Genomic DNA, 22757 nt, shown 5'->3' with positions numbered 1-22757 from the left:
CACATGGATACCGAGCTGAAAACCCGCATCCTCTCGGCGGTCGACGCCGCATTCGACGACGAGACTGCGTTTCTCGCCGAGCTGACCTCGCACCCGTCCACCCGTGGGCAGGAGCAGAGCGCGCAGGACTTCATGGCCGCCGCCCTCGATGAGCGGGGCTACGAGGTGGACCGCTGGCAGATCGACGTCGACAAAATCCGCGACATGCCGGGCTTCTCGCCGGTGATGGGCGATTACGAGGACGCGGTGAATGTAGTGGGCACCCATCGCAGCCAATCGCAAAAGGGCCGCTCGCTGATCCTCAACGGTCATATCGACGTGGTGCCTGCGGGGCCGCTGGACATGTGGGATGCGCCGCCGTTCGAGCCGCATGTCGCCGATGGCTGGCTCTATGGGCGCGGCGCGGGCGACATGAAGGCGGGGCTGGTGTCGAACCTCTTCGCGCTGGATGCGCTGCGCAAGGCAGGCTTCGCCCCCGGCGCGGATGTGTTCTTCCAATCCGTCGTGGAAGAGGAATGCACCGGCAACGGCGCGCTGGCCTGCCTTGAGCGCGGCTACCGCGCCGACGCCGCGCTGATCCCCGAACCGTTCGAGGAAAAGCTGGTCGGCGCACAGCTCGGCGTGATCTGGGCGCAGGTGCACCTGAAAGGTCTGCCCACGCATGTGGCCTATGCTGGCACCGGCGCCAATGCGATCGAGGCCGCGATCCCGCTGATCGAGGCGCTGCACGGGCTGGAGGAGCGCTGGAACGAACCGGGCTGCCGGCACGGTGATTTCGGTCATGTGCATCACCCGATCAACCTCAATATCGGCAAGATTCAGGGTGGCGACTGGGCCTCCTCCGTCCCGGCCTGGTGCATCTTCGACATGCGCATCGCGATCTATCCGGGTCAGGATATTGCCGCCGCGCGCGCCGAGATCACCGAGACCATCATGGATGCCGCGCGCTCCAACGCCTTCCTGAAGAACTCGCTGCCCGAGATCGTCTGGCACGGCTTCATGGCCGAGGGCTACGCGCTTTCCGACGACCACTCCGCCACCGCGAAGGCGGCGATCGGTGCCCTCGAAGGCGCGCATCGCAGCGTCAACGAGAGCGATCTCGACCGCGTGGCGATCACCGCGACCACCGATGCCCGCTTCTTCGGGCTCTATGCCGACACGCCCGCGCTGGTCTACGGGCCGCGCGCCGAGGCGATCCACGGCTTCAACGAGCGCGTCGAGCTGGAAAGCATCCGTCGCATCACCCAGAGCACCGCCCTGTTCATCGCGGACTGGTGCGGGCTCGAAACCATCTGAGGATTCCCATGCGCGACGCTGTCATCGTCTCCACCGCCCGCACGCCCATCGGCAAGGCCTATCGCGGGGCGTTCAACAATCTCGAAGGTCCGGCGCTGGCCGCCCATGCCGTGCGCGCCGCCGTTTCCCGAGCCGGGCTCGAGGGCGGCGAGATCGCGGATGCGATCTTCGGCTCCGCCCTCACGCAGGGCTCCACCGGCGTCAACGTGGCGCGCCATATCGCGCAGGCTTCGGGCCTGCCCGACTCCGTGGCGGGCGTCACGCTGGACCGTCAATGCGCCTCGGGGCTCAACGCGATCGCGGCGGCTGCCCATGGCGTGATGACGGGCGAGATGGACGTGGCGCTTGCGGGCGGGCTCGACTCGATCTCGCTGGTGCAGAACGAGCATTGGAACGGCTATCGCTATCGCAGCCCCGGTGTGCCCGACGCCTATTACATGTCGATGATCGAGACGGCGGAGGTCGTGGCCGAGCGCTATGGCGTGACCCGCGAAGCGCAGGACGCCTATGCGCTGCAAAGTCAGGCCCGCACCGCCGCCGCGCAGGAGGCGGGCCGTTTTGACGCCGAGATCGTTCCGGTCGAGGCGGTGAAGCTGGTGAAGGACAAGGCCACGGGCGAGGTCTCGGAACAGTCGGTGCGGCTCGAGCGCGACGAGTGCAACCGTCCGCAGACGACGCTGGAGGGGCTTCAAGGGCTCAAGCCGGTGCTGGGGCCCGACAAATGCGTGACCGCAGGCAATGCGAGCCAGCTCTCCGACGGTGCGTCCGCCTGCGTGGTGATGTCCGCAGAGGAAGCCGCGCGGCGTGGGCTGGAACCGTTGGGCGCGTTCCGGGGCATGGCGGTTGCGGGCTGTGCGCCCGACGAGATGGGCATCGGTCCGGTCTTCGCGATCCCGCGCCTTCTGGAGCGCGCGGGGCTCTCCATCGACGATATCGATCTGTGGGAGATCAACGAGGCCTTCGCCTCGCAGCTCCTCTATTGCCGCGATCGGCTGGGCATTCCCGACGACAAGCTCAACGTCAATGGCGGCGCGATCTCGATCGGCCACCCCTATGGCATGTCGGGCGCGCGCATGGCGGGCCATATCCTGCTGGAAGGCAAACGTCGCGGCGCGCGCTATGGCGTCGTGTCGATGTGCATCGGCGGCGGGCAGGGGGCTGCGGGCCTGTTCGAGATCTTCTGAAGAAAACGAGGCGGGCGCCCTTCGTGACGCCCCGTTCCGCTTTCCCTTCGCGTGACCCGCGTTATCGTGGGCGCGCGACAAAGAGGGAGGCGCGTTTTCCAGATGGTGTTCAAGGTTATCCGGTACGAGGTCGAAGAGCAGGTCGCGGTGATCACGCTCAACCGGCCCGATGTGATGAACGCGCTCAACGCGCAGATGCGCGCGGAAATCCTCGAGGCGGTGAAACGCGCCGAGGAAGAGGCACGCGTGATCGTGTTGACCGGCGCGGGGCGTGCCTTCTGTTCGGGGCAGGATCTGGGCGATGGCGTCTCGGCGGCCGGGCTCGACCTGGAGCGGGTGCTGCGCGATGAATACGAGCCGATGCTCAAGGCGATCTACGAGAGCCCGCTGCCGGTCGTTTCCGCAGTTAACGGACCCGCGGCAGGGGCGGGGGCGAATATCGCACTGGCTGCGGATGTGGTGATCGCCTCGGAAGCGGCGAGCTTCATTCAGGCCTTCACGCGGATCGGGCTGATGCCGGATGCGGGCGGCACCTATTGGCTGCCGCGTCAGGTGGGCTTTGCCCGCGCGATGGGCATGGCGCTGTTCGCCGACAAGATCTCGGCGCGGCAGGCGGCCGATTGGGGCATGATCTGGGAAGCGATCGCGGAGGTCGATTTCGACCATCACTGGCGCGCCCGCGCGGCGCATTTGGCCAATGGCCCGACGGCGGCCTATCGCGCCGTGAAGCGCTCGCTGCGCGAGGGCTACAGCAACGATCTGTCGACCCAGTTGGAACTGGAAGCGGAGCTTCAGGGCGGCCTCGGCCAGAGCCATGATTTCCGCGAAGGCGTGACCGCGTTCCTCGAGAAGCGCGCGCCGAAATTCGAGGGGCGCTGAGCGCCTCGCGGCCTTGCCAAGTCGCCGCGCCCGCGCTAGCCAGAGCGCGCTGCGGGCGTGGCGAAATGGTAGACGCACGGGACTTAAAATCCCTTGGGCATTGCCCGTGCCGGTTCGAGTCCGGCCGCCCGTAGCCTTTTCGGCGAAAATGTGAGCTATCGTGAGGCCGTCCGGGCATGGGCGTGCCGCAGGCTTGACCAATCGAGGCTTGCCCGCAATGCCCCCGCCGCCTAAACCCGTCGTCAAGCAAGGGGGAATTCATGGCTCGCAGACCGACGGGACCGGCCGATGACCGGCCGAAGACGAAGAAGATCGGCGCGCTCAAGGGGCTCGGCCCCTTCATCGCACCTTACAAGGGACTTGCCTTCGGAGCGTTGCTGGCGCTGATCGCCACCGCCTCGATCTCGCTGATCCTGCCGCTCGCGGTGCGCCGCGTGGTGGACGGGTTCCAGAAGGGCGCGGCGCTTCTCGATCAATACTTCTTCGCTGCACTCGTCATCGCGGGGCTGCTCGCGATTGGGACGGGGCTGCGCTATTACCTCGTGACGCGCTTTGGCGAACGGGTCGTAGCCGATATCCGCAAGGCGGTGTTCGACCGGGTGATCTCGATGAGCCCGGCCTTCTTCGAACGGATCCTGACGGGCGAAATCATCTCGCGCATCACGACCGACACGACACTGATCCTCTCGGTGATCGGCTCGTCCGTCTCGGTGGCGCTGCGCAACGTGCTGATCCTGATCGGCGGGTTGATCATGCTGATGTTCACCTCGGCCAAGCTGACCGGGCTGGTGCTGCTGGTGGTGCCGGTGGTCGTGGTCCCGATCGTGGTTCTGGGCCGCCGCCTGCGGGTGCTGGGCCGCGAGAACCAGGACTGGATCGCGAATTCGTCGGGCTCGGCCTCGGAGTCGCTTCTGGCCGCGCAGACCGTGCAGGCCTTCACCCATGAGGCGATCACCCGCGAGAAATTCTCCGACGTCACCGAGAAAGCTTACCAGTCCGCCAAGAAGCGGATCGGCACGCGCGCGGTGATGACCGTGATCGTGATCTTCCTCGTCTTCGCAGGCGTCGTGGGCGTGCTGTGGATCGGCGCGCGCGACGTGCGCGGCGGCGAGATGAGCGTGGGCGAATTGGTGCAGTTCGTGATCTACGCGGTGATGGTGGCGGGCTCTGTCGGCGCGCTGTCGGAAATCTGGTCCGAATTGCAGCGGGCCGCAGGTGCGACCGAGCGTCTGGTGGAACTGCTGCAAAGCGAGGATTCGGTGAAAGACCCCGCGCATCCGGTGCCGCTGCCGATGCCCGCAACCGGCGCGATCCGGTTCGAGGATGTGAGCTTCCATTACCCGTCGCGGCCGCAGGCCTCCGCGCTCGATCATGTCGATCTCGACATCGCGCCGGGCGAGACGGTGGCGCTCGTCGGGCCCTCGGGTGCGGGCAAGACGACCGTCGTGCAGTTGATCCAGCGGTTCTGGGACCCGGAGACCGGCAAGGTGACGATCGACGGCTACGACCTGCGCGACATGGCGCGGCACGATTTCCGCCAGGCGATCGCGCTGGTGCCGCAGGATCCGGTCGTCTTCGCAGCCTCGGCGCGCGAAAACATCCGCTTCGGCCGTCCCGATGCGAGCGACCGCGAAGTCGAAGATGCGGCCCGCGCTGCCCATGCCTATGACTTCCTCGAAGCGCTGCCCGAAGGGTTCGACACCTATGTGGGTGAACGCGGCGTGATGCTTTCGGGCGGTCAGAAGCAGCGCATCGCGATTGCGCGGGCGATCCTGCGCGACGCGCCGATCCTGCTTCTGGACGAGGCGACCTCGGCGCTCGATGCGGCCTCGGAACGCGAAGTGCAGGCGGCTGTCGATCAGCTGGCCAAGACCCGCACCACGGTGATTGTGGCGCACCGTCTGGCCACCGTGAAGAAGGCCGACCGGATCGTCGTCTTCGAGGACGGCAAGATCGTCGCGCAAGGCACGCATGACAGCCTCGTCTCAGAGGGCGGTCTTTATGCCGAACTCGCGAGGCTGCAGTTCACCGAAGGGGCGTAACGGGGCGCTCGCGCCTTTTCACCTTGAACCCGGACGCTTGTTTCCCCACGTCAGAATTTGCGTGACGTGACGTTTTGGCGGCGGCGTAACTCTTGCCGTGGCGGGCGCTTTTGCCGCATCCTGCGCATGGCCCGTCAGTGGAGGAACGCGGCGGCCGCTGGAGGAGACTAATGCAGAAATTCGCGACAGTTGCCGACCGTGATGCGGTCGAGGCCGAGAAACCTTGGGAGGCGCGCAACCGCCCCGAAACGCTTTACGGCTTTCTGAGCGAGACCGCCAAGGCCCATGGCGATCGTCCGGCCCTGTCATTCCAGATCATGTCCGGCCCGACCGACAAGGCGGAGACGCTGAGCTGGTCGCAGCTGCACGGCAAGGTCACGCAGGCCGCGAACCTGCTGCGCCATCTGGGCGTGGGGCCGACCGATACGGTGGCCTACCTGCTGCCGAACTCGCTCGAGACCGCGACGGTGCTACTGGCGGGCGCGACGGCCGGGATCGTGAACCCGATCAACCCGCTTCTCGACGCCGAGCAGATCGGCGCCATTCTGCGTGAGACCAAGGCGAAGGTTCTGGTGACGCTGAAGGCGTTCCCGAAGACCGACGTGGCGCAGAAGGCGGCTGAAGCCGTGCGCCTTGCGTCCAATGTCGAGGCCGTTCTGGAGGTCGATCTCAATCGCTACCTCTCGCCGCCGAAAAGCTGGATCGTGCCCTTCATTCGCCCCAAGACCGAGGTGAAGCACAACGCGAAGGTGATGAGCTTCAACGGCGAAGCCAGCAAGATGCCCGGCGACCGGCTGATGTTCGACGATCCCAACGAGGATCGCGTCGCCGCCTATTTCCACACCGGCGGCACGACGGGCATGCCCAAGGTCGCGCAGCACAAATATTCCGGCATGATCTACAATGGCTGGCTCGGCGGGCGGCTCTTGTTCAAGCAAGACGACGTGATGATGTGCCCGCTGCCGCTGTTCCACGTCTTCGCGGCCTATCCGATCCTGATGTCGGCCATCGCGAGCGGCGCGCATGTCATCTTCCCGACCCCTGCGGGCTATCGCGGGGAAGGAGTGTTCGACAATTTCTGGAAGCTGATCGAGCGCTGGCAGGTGACATTCCTGATCACCGTGCCGACGGCTGTGTCCGCGATGGTGCAGCGCAAGGTCGATGCCGATATCTCCTCGCTGCGGATCGCCCTCTCGGGCTCGGCCCCGCTGCCGATCGAGCTTTACAATCGCTTTAAGGCCGCGACCGGGGTCGAGATCGCGGAAGGCTACGGCCTGACCGAGGCGACCTGTCTGGTGTCGGTCAACCCGGTGGACGGGATGAAGAAGGTGGGCTCCGTCGGGATCCCGATGCCCTACACCCATGTGCGCATTCTCAAGAAGCGCAACGGCACGTTCGACGAATGCGCCCGCGACGAGGTCGGCGAGATCTGCGTCGCCAATCCGGGTGTCTTCGAAGGCTCGACCTATACCGAGCCGGACAAAAACCACGACCTGTTCGCCGAGGAGCGTTTCCTGCGCACCGGGGATCTGGGTCGTATCGACGAGGATGGCTATCTCTGGATCACGGGCCGCGCGAAGGACCTGATCATCCGTGGCGGGCACAATCTCGACCCGGCGGAGATCGAGGACGCGCTGCTGAGCCATCCGGCGGTGGCCTTCGCAGGCGCGATCGGTCAGCCCGACAGTTTCGCGGGCGAGCTGCCCTGCGCCTATGTCGAGCTGGTGGCCGATGCCGAGGTGACCAACGAGGAGCTGATGGAGCATGCGCGCACCAATATCCACGAGCGCGCCGCGGTCCCGAAATATCTCGAGGTGATGGACGAGTTGCCGAAGACGGCGGTGGGCAAGATCTTCAAGCCCGACCTGCGCAAGAAAGCGATCACCCGGGTGCTCAATGCCGAGCTGGAGACGGCGGGTATCAAGGCGCATGTCATCTCGGTCACCGAGGACAAGAAGCGCGGTCTGGTGGCGCATCTGGCGACCACGGGAGACTGCGATCAGGATGCGCTGGCCCATAAGCTGGGCGAGTTCACCGTGCCGTGGGATTGGGCCCGGTAACCTGCCTCTCGCATCGCTAGCAACAATCGCGCCGCCCTCCGGGGCGGCGTTTCGATTGTGGAAACATCATGGCGGGCCATCGTGAAATTGCCCCGGTGGAGCCCCAGTGCGTCCCGATTCCGATGGTTAATGAAGGGTAACGAAGTCGTCTCCGCATCAAGAACGGGGCGACGCCATCGAGATCGAGCGTGTCATGTTGTTACCGATTGCCAGTTTTGCGAAACGCTGTCTCGCCCTTGTGTTGGTGAGCGTCCTTTATGCCTCCGCCGCGCAGGCGGTGACGGTCGATCTGATCACCAACGGGGATTTCGAAACCGGCGATCTGTCGGGCTGGAATTCGACCAGCTCTTCCTATGCAGAGGACTTCCAGATCAATAACGGGCGGTTCAATCCGCGCGGGCCGACGCGCCGCGTGGACCCGATCTCGGGCAGTTACGACGTGATGAACGAGCAAACCGGCTACGGGATTTCGACCCTGACGCAGTTCTTCACGGTCCCCGATCGGGTGATCAGCGCAAGTTTCAACTTCACCTATCAGCTCGTGAACCACTACGCGTCGGGCTTCGACGATCCCAATCAGCAGTTCCGCGTGAGCCTGATCGACGATGCGGGCGCGGTGATCTCGCAGATTTTCTCGACCCAGCCGGGCGACGCGGCGGTCCAGGGCGCGACGCCGCTGAGCTACGATCTGACCAGTTATCTGCAGGCGGGTGTGGGGTCGACGCTGGGCATCCAGTTCGATGTCGAGACGAGCTATTACTATATGAACGCCTCGCTCGACGACATTGCGATGATGGTGGAGACGCCCGCAACGGTGCCGCTTCCCGCTTCTGTCTGGATGATGCTGGCGGGGCTAGGGCTTTTCGTAGCGCTTGGCTGGTCGCGCAAAGCCCGTAATGGCATGGATATCGCAAACTGCGACGGTCCTGTCGCGGCGTAAGAGGCCGTGAAAGCGTCCCGACAACGCCTTCGACATATCCCCAGCCCGCCACGTAAGCGCCTCAATTGGCCGGAAATCTCGAAGGGTGACGCCAAAACGGCGTCGATACAAAGGAGACACGAAATGCGCTGTCTGGCTGCCCTTTTTCGCCTCTTCAAGCGCCGCGAGGATCGGATTGACCTGCGGATGAAAGAACTCGGCTCGATGCCCGCACCGTGCCGCAGACGCGTATCGCCTTTCGCTGAGATGCCGAAACCTCAGTAAAAGCACGCGCCTTAGTCAACCACCCGTACCAGTACGAAACGCCCGAGGGTCAATCCCAGCGGGCGTTTGTTTGTCTCAAGGGGCCTGTCGCGCCGTGTGATAGGCCTCAGAAGTCGACCGCGACGCCGGGCAGGTCCAGCTCCTTCATCAGGTCGCGCACTTCCTGACGGGCCGCCACGTTGGAGATGTTGAGGCTCTCGACGCCGAGGTCCTTGAGGTCCAGAAGCGTCAGCCCGCGCGGGAACAGCTCGCGGAAGATCACCCGCTCGGAGAAGCCGGGCGAGACGCGGAAGCCGATGCGCTTCGAGAGCTGCTCCAGCGCCGCGCCCACCTTGCGCTTGTTGTGCATCTGCTGGGCGCCCACGCGGTTGCGCAGCACGATCCAGTCGATCGGCTTCAGCCCCGCCTTCGCGCGCAGCTGCCGCGCCGACCAGACCATCTCGGAATAGATCGACGGGCCGATCACCTTCGAGGTCACCGGGTCGATCCGTGCCAGCAGGTCGAAATCGATGAAACTGTCATTGAGCGGCGTGACCAGCGTATCGGCCAGCGAATGCGCGACCTGTGACAGCCGCGTATGCGAGCCGGGGCAGTCGATCAGGATGAAGTCGCAGGACGGCTCCATCTCGGCCACGGCGGTGGACAGGCGATGGTCATAGGGGTTCTCGCCCGGACCCAGCGTCGAGGCGTCCACCTCGGGCAGTTCGCGATAATCGGGGCAGGGCAGGTCGAGCCCCTCGCGGTCCATATAGGCCAGCCGGTTCTCGACATAGCGCCCGAAACTGCGCTGCCGCAGATCGAGATCGAGCGCCCCCACTTTCCATCCCATCCGCGCCAAGGCGGTCGCCACATGCATCGAGGTGGTGGACTTCCCCGACCCACCCTTTTCGTTGCCCATCACGATGATATGCGCCAAGTCCCATCCCCGCTTTGTCTTGTGTCTTGTCCCTTACCAGACACTATAGATGGCAATGGGGAACTGGGGAAGGTGGCGCGCAAGGGGCGAGGTGAGATGGGGCTGGGGTGTGTGGTTTTGGTTGGGGGGCTTAGAGTGCTTCCTGCTCGAGAAGGTGTCGAAACTCATTTTGAAAATTTTTAGAGCTGACGTCGGTTCCTTGGCTGAGCACAACAAAATCTCGAGGTCCGACTTCGTGAGGCTCGGAAAATTCAACGTTCCAAAACCCAGTTCGCTGAATTTCTTTAGTTATGCGTTCGATATCATCCTCCGAGAAGCCGGTAATGAGGACTTCAGTCAAATTGTTGTCGAGGGCATGAAAGCGAATGTCTTTACTTGGGAAAACACTTCGACGCTGTTTGCCAACATACCGCGAGACCGTCATGGCTTGACTTTCTTCCGAGTGCGCAATGCGCCGCGCCAAGCTGTCGATTTTTTCTAATATTGCATCGCTTGCGCTTATCTCGGTGCTTTCGATGTTGGGAACTTGAAATGGGCCAAGCTGGCCGATGAAGCTGTGCTCCGGCTTCTGCGCTGCGACTTTTTTGATCATCGCGGTCAGATCAGCTTTAAACTTCTCAATGAGTGGATGCCGTAGGTCGCGAGGATACTCAATGTATCGGTTAACCGAGGTATCAAATGGGTAGAGAGTGACGTTGTCTTTAATTACCACTGTCGGCTTTTGCGTTGCCATCCTGATGCCGAGTTCAAAGAAGACGTTGGGGTTCCTGCCGCTAACGTCGCAAACGATCACATCGTCTTCATAGATATTTCGAAGAATTTCTTTGTGGATAAGGTTGGTTTCAAATGTTTCGCTTACTAGTCGCGCTTCGAAATCTGCAGCCGTGGCGGTATTCTTAATGATGCTAAGCACGTCCGCCCAATGAGATGATGGACGGCCATCGCATTCTGAAATTGGCATTACTATGCCGCAAATTTTCTTTTTGGAGGCTTCCGCCATTGAAATTGGCTCCTTGCAATACTGGGCAAGAATACCCGAGCAAGGAGCCAATTCAAAGAAGCATTACCGGCTGAACTTCTTATACTTCACCCGCTTCGGCTCGACCGCATCCGGGCCCAGACGACGGATCTTGTCTTCCTCGTAATCCTCGAAGTTGCCCTCGAAGAATTCCACATGGGCGTCGCCCTCGAAGGCGAGGATGTGGGTGCAGAGGCGGTCGAGGAAGAAGCGGTCGTGCGAGATGATGATCGCGTTGCCGGCGAAGTCTTCGATCGCGGCTTCCAGCGCCTGCAGGGTTTCGACGTCCAGATCGTTGGTCGGTTCGTCGAGGAGCAGCACGTTGCCGCCTTCTTTCAGCAGCTTGGCCATGTGGACGCGGTTGCGCTCACCACCCGAGAGGAGACCCACCTTCTTCTGCTGGTCGCCGCCCTTGAAGTTGAACGCGCCGCAATAGGCGCGGCTGTTCACCTGCGCGTCGCCCAGTTCGATCAGCTCGGCCCCGCCGGAGATTTCCTCCCAGACGGTCTTGTCCGCGTCCAGCGCGTCGCGCGACTGGTCGACATAGGCGAGCTTCACGGTCTCGCCGACGGTGATCTCGCCGGTGTCGGGCTTGTCCTGACCGGTGATCATGCGGAACAGTGTGGATTTACCCGCACCGTTCGGGCCGATCACGCCGACGATGGCGCCCGGCGGGATCGAGAAGGACAGGTTCTCGATCAGTTGCTTGTCGCCGTAATGTTTCGAGATGCCCTCGACCTCGATCACCTTGCCGCCCAGACGCGGGCCGTTCGGGATGATGATCTGGGCCTTGCCGACGCGCTCGCGCTCGGACTGGTCCGCCATCTTCTCATAGGCCGAGATACGTGCTTTGGACTTCGCCTGACGGGCTTTCGCGCCGGCGCGGATCCACTGAAGTTCCTTCTCGAGGACCTTCTGCTTGGCCTTGTCTTCGCGGGCTTCCTGCTCGAGGCGCTTGGCTTTCTGCTCCAGCCATGCGGAGTAGTTACCCTCATAGGGGATGCCGCGGCCGCGCTCGAGTTCGAGAATCCACGAGGTGATGTCGTCGAGGAAGTAACGGTCGTGCGTGACGCAGAGGATCGTGCCCTTGTACTCGATCAGGTGCTTTTGCAGCCAGGCGATGGTTTCCGCGTCGAGGTGGTTGGTCGGTTCGTCGAGCAGCAGCATGTCGGGGGCTTCGAGCAGCAGCTTGCACAGCGCGACCCGGCGGCGCTCACCGCCCGAAAGGGTTTCGACATCGGCCTCGTCGGGCGGGCAGCGCAGGGCTTCCATCGCGACGTCGACCTGGCTGTCGAGATCCCAGAGGTTTTCCGAGTCGATCTCGTCCTGCAGCTGGGCCATCTCCTCGGCGGTCTCGTCCGAGTAGTTCATCGCCAGCTCGTTGAAACGCTCCAGCTTGGCTTTCTTGGCGGCCACGCCTTCCATGACGTTGCCGCGCACGTTCAGCGCCGGGTCCAGATCGGGCTCCTGCGGGAGGTAGCCGACTTTCGCGCCTTTCGCGGCCCAGGCCTCGCCCGAGAAGTCCTTGTCGAGGCCCGCCATGATGCGCAGCAGCGTGGATTTACCCGCGCCGTTGACGCCGACGACGCCGATCTTCACGCCGGGAAGGAAATTCAGGCGGATGTTTTCGAAGCATTTCTTGCCACCCGGATAGGTCTTCGAGACACCATCCATGTGATAGACATATTGATAGGACGCCATGGTCGACCTCGTTTGGAATAAGGGGTTTGGGCGCCTTCTATGCGGAAAGCCGGCATAGGGAAAGGGGGCGTGGCGGGGGCCTACGGGCGAGCCTGCCGCTTCTGTCGTTTAACTGTCATTTTTCAAGGTGCGCAAATGCGCAGAACTGTGTGTGAAATGGATGGTTTTCTGCGAATGCGAACGGTCCTAAATCCCTCTCATCGCCGAGGGCACAGACGCTTCCCCCTGTCGCTTCGCTCTCGGTGAGAAGCACAACACGCGTATTCGTATAGGAGAGTAACAATGAAAACGCTGATCACGACTTCGGTCCTCGCCCTCGCCCTGAGCACCTCGCTGGCAGCTGCCGGTGGTGACGGCTACGGCTCCATCGCACCGTCGATGTCGCAAAGCTCCTCGGCCAGCAAAGGCTCGGCTGTTGGTGAAGTGACCCCCGGCAAAGCTCAGATCGCAGCCCAGCTCGGCCTGAACCCGGCTGAATACACCACCGCTGAACTGTTCCGCATCCAGAACGCGCTGCGCAACGGTAACCGCGAAGAGGCGAAATACGTCATCAACCACACCAACCGTCAGCCGGTTGACGTGGCGCCGCAGCCCGTGATGGGCCGTGACGCGTAAGATCGACACAGTCTTCTGACCGAAAACGGCCCCCTCGCAGGGGCCGTTTCTATATCCGGCCTATCGTGCCGGATTCTTTCGAGAAATACGGTTTCCTTTTGTATTCCAGTCACTTCACGGAATTTGGACTGGATGAGAGTTCCCTGTGTATATGTGTTTGAGTGAACACGGGGCGGGGCCAAAACGGCCTTTTGTGCGATGATTGGGCTCATATGTCGGGGTCATCGGCGCCACAGGGTGCCGCTGGAAATCAACCTGCTGATGAAAGGATTTCATCATGACCCGCAATCTTCTGACCACCGCTATCGCAGCCCTCGTACTGACCGCTGGCTCCGCCGGGATCGTCTCGGCCGCCACGACCCAAGTCGGGGCCGACAATGGTACGGATCTGGGTGTCATCGCGCCTTCCATGACGCCGCAACCCCAAGCGTCGTCGATGGTCGTCAACGCCACCAATCAGGGCGAGACCCAGATCGCGGCGCAGCTGCAAACCTTCGCCGGTCTGAACAATGTCGATCCCACGCAATATTCGGTGGGTGAGTTGCAGAAGATGTTGCACGCGGCCCGTAACGGCGATGTCGCCAAGCTCGCCTATTACCGCAGCCACGCGGACCGGCAGTTGGGCGGTCCCGGCCTTGGCGAGACCACGCCGGGCAAGACCCAGATGGCCGAGCAGCTTGGGCTCAACCCCGATGACTACACCGTGGCCCAGCTCCAGCGCATCCAGCATGACGTGCAGCGCGGACATTACAGCGACGCCAATTACATCGTGACCCAAGGCGCCTCGTCGCAACCCGCGATGATGCTGTTCGCGCCCAGTGCGCAATGAGCTGATATGAGCTGACTCAACGAAAAGGGCGGTCCTCCAGGGCCGCCTTTTTCATGCGCTTTGACAGGGCGTTCAAAGCCTGTATCCCTGAGCGAAGACGATGGGAGAGACGATGCTCAAGACGCTGCACCATTACTACGAGGAGGATTCCCGCCGCGCCCATGCGTTTCGCTACGCGCTTCTGGCCTTCGACCTTGCCACGATCCTCTTCGTCATCGTCACCTCCTTCTTCCCGCACACGGTCACGATCGAAGTCATCGATGCGGTGATCGGCGTCGTGATTGTGGCGGATTTTCTCGCCCGCTACGCGATCTCAGGCGAGAAGGTCCGCTTTTGGACCCGTGCGGCGACATGGGCCGACATCATCGCGATCGGGTCGTTCCTCGCGCCGATCGCAGGGGAGGGGTTGGGCTTTCTGCGGATTCTGCGGACGTTGCGCTTGCTGCACACCTATCAGCTCATGGCGCGGCTGCGTCACGACTTCAAATTCTTCCGCCATCATCAGGAAATCATCGTCGCCGCCATCAATCTGGGCGTGTTCCTTTTCGTGATGACGGGGCTGATTTATGCCACGCAGGTGCGGATCAATCCGCAGATTTCGAACTATGCCGATGCGCTCTATTTCACCGTGACCACGCTGACGACGACGGGGTTCGGGGATATCACGCCCAAGGGCGAATGGGGGCGGATGATCTCGGTCGCCATCATGATCTTTGGCGTCACGCTGTTCTTGCGGCTCGCGCAGGTGTTGTTCCGGCCTACGAAGGTACGCCATGAGTGCCCGACCTGCGGGCTGAGCCTGCACGATGCCGATGCGATCCACTGCAAACATTGCGGCGAGGTCATCCACATCGACACCGAAGGGCTGACCTGAGCTTCAGCAGGGCTTCGCGAGCACCATCACATACCACGGGCCCTTGCCGTCGCGCCGGGGTACGACCGCCACGCCGATCCGGGTCACGCCGCGCAGCAGGATGTTGCGGCGGTGGCCGGGCGAATGCATCCAGGCGTCGAACACCTCGCCCGGATCGCGCTGGCCCATCGCGACATTCTCCGCGATCAGGCAGGCGCGGAAGCCAGCCGTCGCCGCCCGCCTGAGCGGGGTCGATCCGTCCGAGCCCTTGTGATCGAAGAAGCCGCGCCGGGCCATGTCGCAGCCTTGCGTTGCTGCGGCCTGCGTCAATTGCGGGTTCATCGCGAGCGCGTTCAGCCCCTGGGCTTGCCGTTGTTGCGAAGTCGCCTGCGCAATCTCGCGCCCTTGAGCGGCATCGATGGCGCATTCGCCAGCCTGCGCCGCGACGGGCAGCAGGCCGGCAAGCAATGCGAGTAAAGCGAGAGTGCGGATCAAACGAGCCTTCCCCAGAGATCGTATTCCGAGGCCTCGTCGACCTCGACCGTCACGATATCACCGGGGCTGAGATTCTCGAAATCCTCATCGATGAACAGGTTGCCGTCGATCTCGGGCGCGTCTGCCTTGGTGCGGCAGGTGGCACCTTCCGCATCGACCGCGTCGACGATCACCTGCTGGACGCTGCCGACCTTGGCTTGCAGCTTCGCCTCGGAAATCGCCTGCGCCTTCTCCATGAAGCGGTTCCAGCGGTCCTGCTTCACCTCGTCAGGCACGTGATCGGGCAGGGTGTTGGAGCGCGCGCCCTCGACGTTTTCATATTGGAAGCAGCCGACGCGATCGAGCTGCGCCTCGTCCATCCAGTCGAGCAGATATTGGAACTCGCCCTCGGTCTCGCCGGGATAGCCCACGATGAAGGTCGAGCGCAGCGTGATATCCGGGCAGGCCGCGCGCCAGGCCGCGATCTCGTCGAGCGTCTTGGCCGAGGCCGCGGGCCGCGCCATCCGCTTGAGCACATCCGGGTGGGCGTGCTGGAACGGAATGTCGAGATAGGGCAGCACTCCGCCGCCGTTTTCCTGTGCCTCCGCCATCAGCGGGATCAGGTTGCGCACATGCGGGTAGGGGTAGACGTAATGCAGCCGCACCCACGCGCCGAGCGAGCCCAGATCACGGGCGAGATCGGTGATATGCGCACGGTGGCCCCGCTCCTCGGCATGTTTGATATCGACGCCATAAGCGGACGTGTCTTGGCTGATCACCAGCAGTTCACGCACGCCCGCGCCGACGAGCTTCTCGGCCTCGCGCACGATCGCATGGGCCGGGCGGCTGACGAGGCGGCCGCGCATGTCGGGGATGATGCAGAACTTGCACTTGTGGTTACAGCCCTCGGAAATCTTCAGATAGCTGTAATGGCGCGGCGTCAGCTTCACGCCGGCGGCGGGCAGAAGATCGACGAAGGGATCGGGATCGGGCGGCACGGCGGCATGGACCGCGTCCAGCACCTGCTCGTATTGGTGCGGGCCGGTCACGGCCAGCACGGAAGGGTGCGTGCCGATGATGTATTCGGGCTCCGCGCCCAGACAGCCGGTCACGATGACCCGGCCGTTTTCATTCAGCGCCTCGCCGATGGCTTCGAGGCTTTCCGCCTTGGCGCTGTCGAGAAACCCGCAGGTATTCACGATCACCGCATCCGCGCCCGCGTAATCGGGCGAGATCGCGTAGCCCTCGGCGCGCAGCCGCGTCAGGATGCGTTCGCTGTCGACCAGTGCCTTGGGGCAGCCAAGCGAGACCATCCCGATCAGCGGCTGACCGGGGCGGGGGGCATCCGAGATGCGCGCGCGGGGCGCGAGATCGGGACGCAGGTTCGGAGGGTTTGTGCTCATGGCGCGCGATATAGCCCTTGCAGAGCGTTCCGAAAAGCCCCCCGCGTGACGGGGGGTATTCCCGTGGCATGAGAGGCGGATTTCGGCCCCACTCGCGCCAAACGAGAAAACACTTGCCAGATCAGGTATATTTAAAGTTGAATATTTGAAGCTGTTTTTCGAACGGCACAGCCGAGGCGCAGGGGGGAAGGGAGAGCCTGCCTGCGCGACAAACCGGCTCAGAGGGAGGAAACTTATGAAGAAGTTTGAATTACCCCGTTTTGCGGGGGCGGTTTCGCTGTGCCTGGCGTTGGGCGTTCCAGGTGTCGCAAGCGCGACCGAGGGCTACTTCGCCCTTGCCTACGGACCCGCGCAGCGCGGTGTCGGCGGGGCAGGGGTGGCCTATTCGGTCGACCCGATGTCAGCGGCGATCAACCCCGCGAATATCGCCGATATCGGCCACGCGATGACCTTCGGGCTTGAGGCGTTCTCGCCGCGGCGGGGATTTGACGCAAACGGGGCCTTCCCCTTGCCCGATGGCGGGGCGGATTCGGGGCATGAATGGTTCGCGATCCCGAATTTCGGCTATAACCGCCCGCTGGAAGGCGGCGGCGCGCTGAACGTCATGGTCTATGGCAATGGCGGCATGAATACGAGCTATCCCGATGTCGCGAACCCGAACTGTGCGGCCGCGCCGGGCGATTCCGGGATTTTCTGCGACGGGAAGGCGGGCGTCGATCTGATGCAGATGTTCGTCTCGGTCGGCTACGGGCGCAAGGACGGGAACTTCAGCTGGGGCATCGCGCCGACCTTCGCCGCACAACGGTTCGCGGCGCGCGGTCTGAATCCTGCGTTGTTCGGGCCGATGACGACGGATGCCAGCAATTTCAGTGGCAGAGGTTACGACATCTCCACCGGGTTCGGCCTGCGCGCCGGTATGAAATACGAGATTTCGCCGCAGATCACGGTAGGCGTCGCGGGGCAGACCCGGTTCAAGATGTCGAAATTCGACAAGTATGCCGGGCTTTTCGAGGATGGCGGCAGTTTCGACATTCCCGCTTCGATCAGCGCGGGCGTCACCTTCAAGCCGCGCAGCGATCTGGCGCTGATGCTGGACTACCAGCGGATCTTCTACAGCAATATCGCTGCGGTCGGGAACTCCAATACCAACGGGCTTTTCGGGGCCAAGGGCGGCGCGGGCTTTGGCTGGGACGATGTGGATGTCGTCCGGATTGGCGCGGAATGGCAGCAGACGCCGGATATGACGTGGCGCGCGGGCTATGCCTACGCGACGAACCCGATCGGCAAGGAGGACGTGATGCTGGGCGTGCTCGCCCCCGGTGTGGTCGAGCATCATTTCAGCTTCGGCGGGGCGAAGAAGCTCAACGAGCGCGACACGTTCGATTTCGCAATCAACTACGTTGCGCCGCATAAGGTCAAAGGGCCGGGCATGTTCGGCGGCGATGTCGAATTGGACATGCATCAGTTCTCGGCCTCGGTGGGCTGGACCCGGCGGTTCTGACCCTCCGACCAACCGACCAAAGAAAAAGGGCGCCTCGCGGGGCGCCCTTCGTCATTCGTATCGCGGTTGCCTCAGCGGCGACGGTCGCGGCGCGAGCTCATCGGCTGGAAGGCGACGCCGACATGGGCCTCGCAATAGGGTTTGCCGGATTGGCTCGGAAGGCCGCAGAACCAGAATTCCTCGGTCGCGGGGTCGCCGATCGGCCATTTGCAGGTGCGCTCGGTCAGCTCCATCAGGCCAAGCTTCTTGGCGTGTTTCTCGACCTCACCGACCTTGGCGAGTGCAGCCGGGTCGATCTCGTTGGCGGAGGGCTGCGGCGGAAGCGGCTGACCGGCGGGGATGATCGCCTTGCGCGCAGGCGAGACCGCAGGCGTTGCAGCCTGTGCGGGCGCGGGGCTTGCCGGTTTCGCGGCGGGCTTGGGCTCGGGCGCCTCGGCTGCGGGCTGCGCGGCGGGCTTCTCGGCCTTCGCCTCGACCTTCTCGGGCTTGGCTTTCGGCTCGGGTTTCGCGGGCTCTGCTGCGCCGCCGGTGCGGTTCGACAGGCCGAGGCGATGCACCTTGCCGATCACCGCGTTGCGCGTCACACCGCCCAGCTCTTTCGCGATCTGGCTGGCCGACTGGCCTTCGGTCCACATCTTCTTGAGCAATTCGACGCGTTCATCGGTCCAGGACATGGGCATCCTTCCTTGGTTTCCTGCAAGTCCGTCTCGCAGGCCATTCCAGTTTCAATCCCTATTTTAGCGGGAGAGCGCAGAGATACAATCGCGAGGCCCGCTTTTCAAGGCCCGCGAGGACGTCCAGAGCAGTGCGCAAGCGGGAAACCAGCTGTGCGCGGGCTACGTTGAGCTGCGGGCCGCGAGCGTGTAGGGAGCGGGCAACAACGGGAGTATCAGGATGTACGAGATCGGCGTGCGCCGTTTTGGCGCGGTGAACTGGATGGGCCTGCGGATGCTGGGGTGGCGCGAGATTCGCCGCTTTCTCGCGGTCTGGCAGCAGACGGTGCTGGCGCCGCTGATCACCGCCGGTCTGTTCCTGACCGTCTTCGCGCTGGCCTTCGGGCGCAACCGCGCCGATGTTCTGGGCGTCGATTTCCTGCATTTCATCGCGCCGGGCATCCTGATGATGACGGTGATCCAGAACGCTTTTGCCAACACATCTAGCTCGATCGTGATCGCGAAGGTGCAGGGCAATATCGTCGACACGCTGATGCCGCCGCTTGCGCCGTGGGAAATCCTCGTGGGGTATCTGACCGGCGCGGTGGCGCGGGCGCTGATCGTCGCCGTGGTGATCTGGCTCGGGCTGTTTGCCGTGCTGGGGCAGGGGATCGCGCATCCGCTCTGGGCGATTGCGGCGGTCGTGCTCGGCGCGGCCTTCCTTGGCGGTCTGGGCATTCTGGCGGCGGTGTTTGCCGACAAGTTCGACCAGATGGCGGCGATCACCAACTTCATCATCACGCCGCTGTCGTTCCTGTCGGGCACGTTCTATTCGGCCAAGGCGCTGCCGCCGGCCTTCCAGATCCTGACCCATTACAATCCGGTCTTCTACCTGATCGACATGGCCCGCTTCGGGTTCCTGGGCGTATCGGACGCCTCGCCGTGGCACGGTCTTGCCGTGATCTGCGCCGCGCTGGTCCTAGTCCTGGGGCTTGGCTGGTACTGGCTGCGCATCGGCTATCGCATGAAGCCGTGAGCCGCGCTTAAGCGGCGCGTGGCCGTTCAGGCCGAATGCGCGCCGCCTGCGAGGCCCTTCACGAAGTCCAGCACTTCCGCCACCGGCTTGCCCTCGGCGATCTCTTTCACGATGGCCGAGCCCACGACGCAGCCATCGGCCACGCCCGCGATCGTCTTGGCGGCTTCGGGGGTCGTGATGCCGAAGCCCACGATCACCGGCAGATCGGTCTTCGCCTTGATCCGGGCGACTTCCGGGCCGACCTCGGTCGCCTGCGCCGCCTGCGAGCCGGTAATCCCCGTGACCGAGACGTAATAGACGAAGCCCGAGGTGTTCTGCAGAACCTTCGGCAGACGCTTGTCGTCGGTCGTCGGCGTCGCGAGGCGAATGAAGTTGATCCCGGCAGCCTGCGCGGGGATGCAAAGCTCGACATCTTCCTCGGGCGGCAGATCGACCACGATCAGCCCGTCGATCCCGGCAGCCTTCGCGTCTTCGAGGAAGCGATCGACGCCGCGCGAATAGATCGGGTTGTAATAGCCCATCAGCACGATCGGAGTGGTGTCGTCGGTCTTGCGGAACTCCGCCGCCATATCGAGCGTCTTCTGCAGCGTCTGCCCGCCATCGAGCGCGCGCTGACCTGCCAGCTGGATCGTCGGACCGTCGGCCATCGGATCGGTGAAGGGCACGCCCAGCTCGATGATGTCGACGCCTGCCGCCGGCAGAGCCTTCATCACCTCGAGCGAGGTTTCCAGATCCGGGTCGCCCGCCATGATGTAGGAGACGAAGGCTTTCTTGCCCTCTTCCTTGAGGCTGGCGAATTTGGCGTCGATGCGAGTCATGGCGTCCCTCCGGCTGGTCCGGAAGCGGTTTGCGCGAAGAGGGCGGGAAAATCAATGCCTCGCGCGCGGTCTCGCGCGCGGCGGCGACGTCCCAGACGGCCCGCGCCTACATCTTCGACGGGCCGTTGATCATCCACGCCGTGCCGAAACGGTCGCGTAGCATCCCGAACCCGTCGGCCCAGAACGTGTCGTCGAAGGGCATCATCACCTCCTCGGCCCCGTCCATCAGCCGTTCGAAGATCGCCTTCGCGGCCTCCCGGCTGTCCGAGACATGCGAGATCGAAACCGAACTTTGCGGGCGGTCGCGCCCCTCGGGCCAATCCGAGGCCATCAGCGCGCCATCGCCGAGCTTGATCAGCGCATGCATGATCCGCGCCTTGCCTGCCTCTCTCATGCCTTCGCTGGCCTCGGGCATATCGCCATAGCGCATGATGAAGGGCGGCTCGGTGCCGAAGAGCTCGGCATAGAAGCGCATCGCCTCTTCGCAGTTTCCTTGAAAGTGGATGTAGGGTTCGAAACTCATCGCGGTCACCTCCCTGAACGAGAAGGCCAGCCTATCACGATTCCGGCCCTCGCGCGCGCTTGCACCGGGGGCGGCCAATGAATAAGAAGCGCGCAGCCACAAACAGGAGGGCGAAATGGGTTTCAAGATGGGTATCGTGGGTCTGCCGAACGTGGGCAAATCCACCCTCTTCAACGCGCTGACCAAAACGGCGGCCGCGCAGGCGGCGAATTTCCCCTTCTGCACGATCGAGCCGAATGTCGGCGAAGTTGCCGTTCCCGATGAGCGGATCGACACGCTGGCCCAGATCGCCGGCTCGAAAGAGGTCATCCCGACCCGCATGACCTTCGTCGATATCGCAGGCCTCGTGAAAGGCGCCTCGAAAGGGGAGGGCCTGGGCAACCAGTTCCTCGCCAATATCCGCGAAGTCGATGCCATCGCCCATGTGCTGCGTTGCTTTGAAGACGGCGACGTGACCCATGTGGAGGGCCGCGTCGATCCGGTGGCCGATGCCGAGACCATCGAGACCGAGCTGATGATCGCCGATCTCGAAAGCCTCGAGAAGCGTATCGCGAACCTCGCCCGCAAGGTGAAATCCGGCGACAAGGAAGCGAAAGAGGCGATGCGCCTTCTGGAGCAGGCGAAAGAGGCGCTGGAAGCCGGCCGCCCCGCGCGCACCGTCGAGGTCTCCGAGGACGACCGCAAGGCGTGGAATATGCTGCAGCTGCTGACCGCCAAGCCCGTCCTCTATGTCTGTAATGTCGAGGAAGGCTCCGCCGCGACCGGCAACTCGAAATCCGAAGCGGTCGCCAAGATGGCCGCCGAGCAGGGCGCGGGCACCGTGGTGATCTCGGCCAAGATCGAAGAGGAAATCTCGCAACTCGACGCCGAGGAAGCCGAGATGTTCCTCGAAGAGATGGGTCTGGAAGAGGCCGGTCTCGACCGGCTGATCCGCGCGGGCTACGATCTTCTGGGCCTGCAGACCTATTTCACCGTCGGCCCGAAGGAGGCCCGCGCCTGGACGATCCGCAAGGGCACGCTGGCCCCGGCGGCAGCGGGCGTCATCCACGGCGATTTCGAGCGCGGCTTCATCCGCGCCGAGACGGTCTCCTACGATGACTACGTCGCGAACAAGGGCGAAGCGGGCGCGAAAGAGGCGGGCAAGTTCCGCGTCGAGGGCAAGACCTACGAAGTCAAAGACGGCGACGTCCTGCACTTCCTGTTCAACGCGTGAACCTCGGCTGGGGGCGCTACTTCTTCGCCCCCGCCGTGACCTCCGTGATCGCGTCGGCATCCACCATCTGCCACGCCATTCCCGCATTGCGGTAGAGCCGTTTGCCCAAGTCGGGATAGTCGCCGACGTCATGGGAAAGGCGCTGGCCCATCACGAGCAGCCGCAACATCTCCGATCCGGTATTCTCGATCGTATGGGCCGCGCCGCCCGCGCGGTAGCCGATGAAATCGCCCGGCCCGATCGCGTGACGGTCCTCGCCGATCCGCGCGGTCGCCTCGCCGCTGAGAACGAAGATCGCCTCGTCCTCATGGTGGTGGCGGTGAAACTCGGTGGTCTCGCAGCCGGGCTCCACCTCGATGATATGCACCCCGATCCCGGTCAGCCCCGTCGCATCGCCAAGGCTCTTGTTGATCCGCCGCGCATTCGGGTTGAGAAAATGCGTCTTCGCCAGCCCTTCCATAGCCGCGATCTCATCGGCCCGGATCAGATACCGGTCTTCGCTCATCGCGCCCCTCCTTCTCCTTGATCCAAATATCCCC

Annotated in this window: 21 protein-coding genes and 1 tRNA gene; 13 read left to right on the top strand and 9 right to left on the bottom strand. The window is 63.5% G+C overall.

All coding sequences use genetic code 11. From position 1 onward, the window contains the following. The first annotated feature begins 3 nt into the window (after positions 1–3). The 7 genes from BMI91_RS09505 (at position 4) to BMI91_RS09475 (ending at position 8401) form a co-directional block, all read left to right on the top strand. Complete coding sequence (locus BMI91_RS09505; protein WP_078604785.1) at positions 4–1296, top strand: ArgE/DapE family deacylase; 1293 nt, start codon at positions 4–6, stop codon at positions 1294–1296. An 8-nt stretch (positions 1297–1304) separates the two neighbouring features. Next, positions 1305–2480 (top strand): acetyl-CoA C-acyltransferase, encoded by a 1176-nt coding sequence (locus BMI91_RS09500; RefSeq protein ID WP_078604784.1) that lies wholly within the window; start codon positions 1305–1307, stop codon positions 2478–2480. 102 nt (positions 2481–2582) lie between these two features. Then, positions 2583–3359 (top strand): enoyl-CoA hydratase-related protein, encoded by a 777-nt coding sequence (locus BMI91_RS09495; RefSeq protein WP_078569863.1) that lies wholly within the window; start codon positions 2583–2585, stop codon positions 3357–3359. 51 nt (positions 3360–3410) lie between these two features. After that, a tRNA-Leu gene (locus BMI91_RS09490) sits at positions 3411–3492 on the top strand. A 127-nt stretch (positions 3493–3619) separates the two neighbouring features. After that, positions 3620–5401 carry an ABC transporter transmembrane domain-containing protein gene (locus BMI91_RS09485; protein WP_078604783.1) on the top strand — a complete coding sequence of 594 codons (1782 nt, stop codon included), beginning with the start codon at positions 3620–3622 and terminating at the stop codon, positions 5399–5401. Positions 5402–5571: 170 nt separating this feature from the next. Then, positions 5572–7461 (top strand): acyl-CoA synthetase, encoded by a 1890-nt coding sequence (locus BMI91_RS09480; RefSeq protein WP_078604782.1) that lies wholly within the window; start codon positions 5572–5574, stop codon positions 7459–7461. A gap of 244 nt (positions 7462–7705) precedes the next feature. Then, positions 7706–8401 (top strand): VPLPA-CTERM sorting domain-containing protein, encoded by a 696-nt coding sequence (locus BMI91_RS09475; protein ID WP_158522128.1) that lies wholly within the window; start codon positions 7706–7708, stop codon positions 8399–8401. A 370-nt stretch (positions 8402–8771) separates the two neighbouring features. On the opposite strand, the gene BMI91_RS09470 is transcribed toward BMI91_RS09475, so the two are convergent. The 3 genes from BMI91_RS09470 to ettA form a co-directional block, all read right to left on the bottom strand. After that, the gene (locus BMI91_RS09470) at positions 8772–9581 is read right to left on the bottom strand and encodes a division plane positioning ATPase MipZ (protein ID WP_078522580.1); all 810 of its coding nucleotides are present in this window, start codon (positions 9579–9581) and stop codon (positions 8772–8774) included. A gap of 130 nt (positions 9582–9711) precedes the next feature. Further along, positions 9712–10581 carry a hypothetical protein gene (locus BMI91_RS09465; protein ID WP_078604780.1) on the bottom strand — a complete coding sequence of 290 codons (870 nt, stop codon included), beginning with the start codon at positions 10579–10581 and terminating at the stop codon, positions 9712–9714. A gap of 63 nt (positions 10582–10644) precedes the next feature. After that, positions 10645–12300 (bottom strand): energy-dependent translational throttle protein EttA, encoded by a 1656-nt coding sequence (gene ettA / locus BMI91_RS09460; protein WP_078604779.1) that lies wholly within the window; start codon positions 12298–12300, stop codon positions 10645–10647. 282 nt (positions 12301–12582) lie between these two features. On the opposite strand from ettA, the gene BMI91_RS09455 reads away from it, so the two are divergent. The 3 genes from BMI91_RS09455 (at position 12583) to BMI91_RS09445 (ending at position 14618) form a co-directional block, all read left to right on the top strand. Then, on the top strand, positions 12583–12915 hold the full coding sequence (locus BMI91_RS09455; protein ID WP_078522583.1) for a hypothetical protein: 333 nt from the start codon (positions 12583–12585) through the stop codon (positions 12913–12915). A gap of 277 nt (positions 12916–13192) precedes the next feature. Next, the gene (locus tag BMI91_RS09450) at positions 13193–13744 is read left to right on the top strand and encodes a hypothetical protein (protein WP_078604778.1); all 552 of its coding nucleotides are present in this window, start codon (positions 13193–13195) and stop codon (positions 13742–13744) included. Positions 13745–13856: 112 nt separating this feature from the next. Beyond that, entirely contained in the window at positions 13857–14618 is a 762-nt protein-coding gene (locus BMI91_RS09445; RefSeq protein WP_078522585.1) for an ion channel, read from the top strand. 3 nt (positions 14619–14621) lie between these two features. Here BMI91_RS09445 and BMI91_RS09440 read toward each other — a convergent pair whose 3' ends face one another. Both BMI91_RS09440 and rimO read right to left on the bottom strand, forming a co-directional pair. Then, on the bottom strand, positions 14622–15092 hold the full coding sequence (locus BMI91_RS09440) for a CAP domain-containing protein (protein WP_146684046.1): 471 nt from the start codon (positions 15090–15092) through the stop codon (positions 14622–14624). After that, complete coding sequence (gene rimO, locus BMI91_RS09435; protein WP_078604776.1) at positions 15089–16474, bottom strand: 30S ribosomal protein S12 methylthiotransferase RimO; 1386 nt, start codon at positions 16472–16474, stop codon at positions 15089–15091. The genes BMI91_RS09440 and rimO overlap by 4 nt, the downstream gene beginning before the upstream one ends. Before the next feature lie 235 nt (positions 16475–16709). On the opposite strand from rimO, the gene BMI91_RS09430 reads away from it, so the two are divergent. Then, positions 16710–17975 carry an OmpP1/FadL family transporter gene (locus tag BMI91_RS09430; RefSeq protein ID WP_078604775.1) on the top strand — a complete coding sequence of 422 codons (1266 nt, stop codon included), beginning with the start codon at positions 16710–16712 and terminating at the stop codon, positions 17973–17975. A gap of 71 nt (positions 17976–18046) precedes the next feature. Here the strand turns inward: BMI91_RS09430 and BMI91_RS09425 are convergent, their stop codons facing one another. Continuing rightward, on the bottom strand, positions 18047–18649 hold the full coding sequence (locus tag BMI91_RS09425) for a GcrA family cell cycle regulator (RefSeq protein WP_078522589.1): 603 nt from the start codon (positions 18647–18649) through the stop codon (positions 18047–18049). A 220-nt stretch (positions 18650–18869) separates the two neighbouring features. Here BMI91_RS09425 and BMI91_RS09420 point away from each other — a divergent pair, with 220 nt between their 5' ends. Then, a complete protein-coding gene (locus BMI91_RS09420; RefSeq protein ID WP_078604774.1) occupies positions 18870–19664 on the top strand; it encodes an ABC transporter permease in 795 nt (264 codons plus the stop codon). Positions 19665–19690: 26 nt separating this feature from the next. On the opposite strand, the gene trpA is transcribed toward BMI91_RS09420, so the two are convergent. Further along, positions 19691–20482 (bottom strand): tryptophan synthase subunit alpha, encoded by a 792-nt coding sequence (gene trpA / locus BMI91_RS09415; RefSeq protein ID WP_078604773.1) that lies wholly within the window; start codon positions 20480–20482, stop codon positions 19691–19693. 106 nt (positions 20483–20588) lie between these two features. Beyond that, a complete protein-coding gene (locus tag BMI91_RS09410) occupies positions 20589–21005 on the bottom strand; it encodes a VOC family protein (protein ID WP_078604772.1) in 417 nt (138 codons plus the stop codon). 115 nt (positions 21006–21120) lie between these two features. Here BMI91_RS09410 and ychF point away from each other — a divergent pair, with 115 nt between their 5' ends. After that, on the top strand, positions 21121–22218 hold the full coding sequence (gene ychF, locus BMI91_RS09405; protein ID WP_078600446.1) for a redox-regulated ATPase YchF: 1098 nt from the start codon (positions 21121–21123) through the stop codon (positions 22216–22218). 16 nt (positions 22219–22234) lie between these two features. Here the strand turns inward: ychF and BMI91_RS09400 are convergent, their stop codons facing one another. After that, entirely contained in the window at positions 22235–22723 is a 489-nt protein-coding gene (locus BMI91_RS09400) for a cupin domain-containing protein (protein WP_078604771.1), read from the bottom strand. Positions 22724–22757: the final 34 nt, after the last annotated feature.

The sequence above is a fragment of the Thioclava sediminum genome (assembly GCF_002020355.1).
Classification (GTDB): Bacteria; Pseudomonadota; Alphaproteobacteria; order Rhodobacterales; family Rhodobacteraceae; genus Thioclava; species Thioclava sediminum.
Note: the sequence above shows the minus strand (reverse complement) of the source record. Positions and strands in the feature narration are given on the sequence as shown.

What these genes read in the sequence shown, in the direction of transcription:
- ettA (WP_078604779.1), bottom strand. Translation starts at nt 12,300, where the DNA reads ATGGCGTCCTATCAATATGTCTATCACATGGATGGTGTCTCGAAGACC.
- BMI91_RS09480 (WP_078604782.1), top strand. Translation starts at nt 5,572, where the DNA reads ATGCAGAAATTCGCGACAGTTGCCGACCGTGATGCGGTCGAGGCCGAG.
- BMI91_RS09450 (WP_078604778.1), top strand. Translation starts at nt 13,193, where the DNA reads ATGACCCGCAATCTTCTGACCACCGCTATCGCAGCCCTCGTACTGACC.
- BMI91_RS09445 (WP_078522585.1), top strand. Translation starts at nt 13,857, where the DNA reads ATGCTCAAGACGCTGCACCATTACTACGAGGAGGATTCCCGCCGCGCC.
- BMI91_RS09400 (WP_078604771.1), bottom strand. Translation starts at nt 22,723, where the DNA reads ATGAGCGAAGACCGGTATCTGATCCGGGCCGATGAGATCGCGGCTATG.
- BMI91_RS09425 (WP_078522589.1), bottom strand. Translation starts at nt 18,649, where the DNA reads ATGTCCTGGACCGATGAACGCGTCGAATTGCTCAAGAAGATGTGGACC.
- trpA (WP_078604773.1), bottom strand. Translation starts at nt 20,482, where the DNA reads ATGACTCGCATCGACGCCAAATTCGCCAGCCTCAAGGAAGAGGGCAAG.
- BMI91_RS09500 (WP_078604784.1), top strand. Translation starts at nt 1,305, where the DNA reads ATGCGCGACGCTGTCATCGTCTCCACCGCCCGCACGCCCATCGGCAAG.
- BMI91_RS09455 (WP_078522583.1), top strand. Translation starts at nt 12,583, where the DNA reads ATGAAAACGCTGATCACGACTTCGGTCCTCGCCCTCGCCCTGAGCACC.
- BMI91_RS09465 (WP_078604780.1), bottom strand. Translation starts at nt 10,581, where the DNA reads ATGGCGGAAGCCTCCAAAAAGAAAATTTGCGGCATAGTAATGCCAATT.
- BMI91_RS09495 (WP_078569863.1), top strand. Translation starts at nt 2,583, where the DNA reads ATGGTGTTCAAGGTTATCCGGTACGAGGTCGAAGAGCAGGTCGCGGTG.
- ychF (WP_078600446.1), top strand. Translation starts at nt 21,121, where the DNA reads ATGGGTTTCAAGATGGGTATCGTGGGTCTGCCGAACGTGGGCAAATCC.
- rimO (WP_078604776.1), bottom strand. Translation starts at nt 16,474, where the DNA reads ATGAGCACAAACCCTCCGAACCTGCGTCCCGATCTCGCGCCCCGCGCG.
- BMI91_RS09430 (WP_078604775.1), top strand. Translation starts at nt 16,710, where the DNA reads ATGAAGAAGTTTGAATTACCCCGTTTTGCGGGGGCGGTTTCGCTGTGC.
- BMI91_RS09410 (WP_078604772.1), bottom strand. Translation starts at nt 21,005, where the DNA reads ATGAGTTTCGAACCCTACATCCACTTTCAAGGAAACTGCGAAGAGGCG.
- BMI91_RS09505 (WP_078604785.1), top strand. Translation starts at nt 4, where the DNA reads ATGGATACCGAGCTGAAAACCCGCATCCTCTCGGCGGTCGACGCCGCA.
- BMI91_RS09420 (WP_078604774.1), top strand. Translation starts at nt 18,870, where the DNA reads ATGTACGAGATCGGCGTGCGCCGTTTTGGCGCGGTGAACTGGATGGGC.
- BMI91_RS09485 (WP_078604783.1), top strand. Translation starts at nt 3,620, where the DNA reads ATGGCTCGCAGACCGACGGGACCGGCCGATGACCGGCCGAAGACGAAG.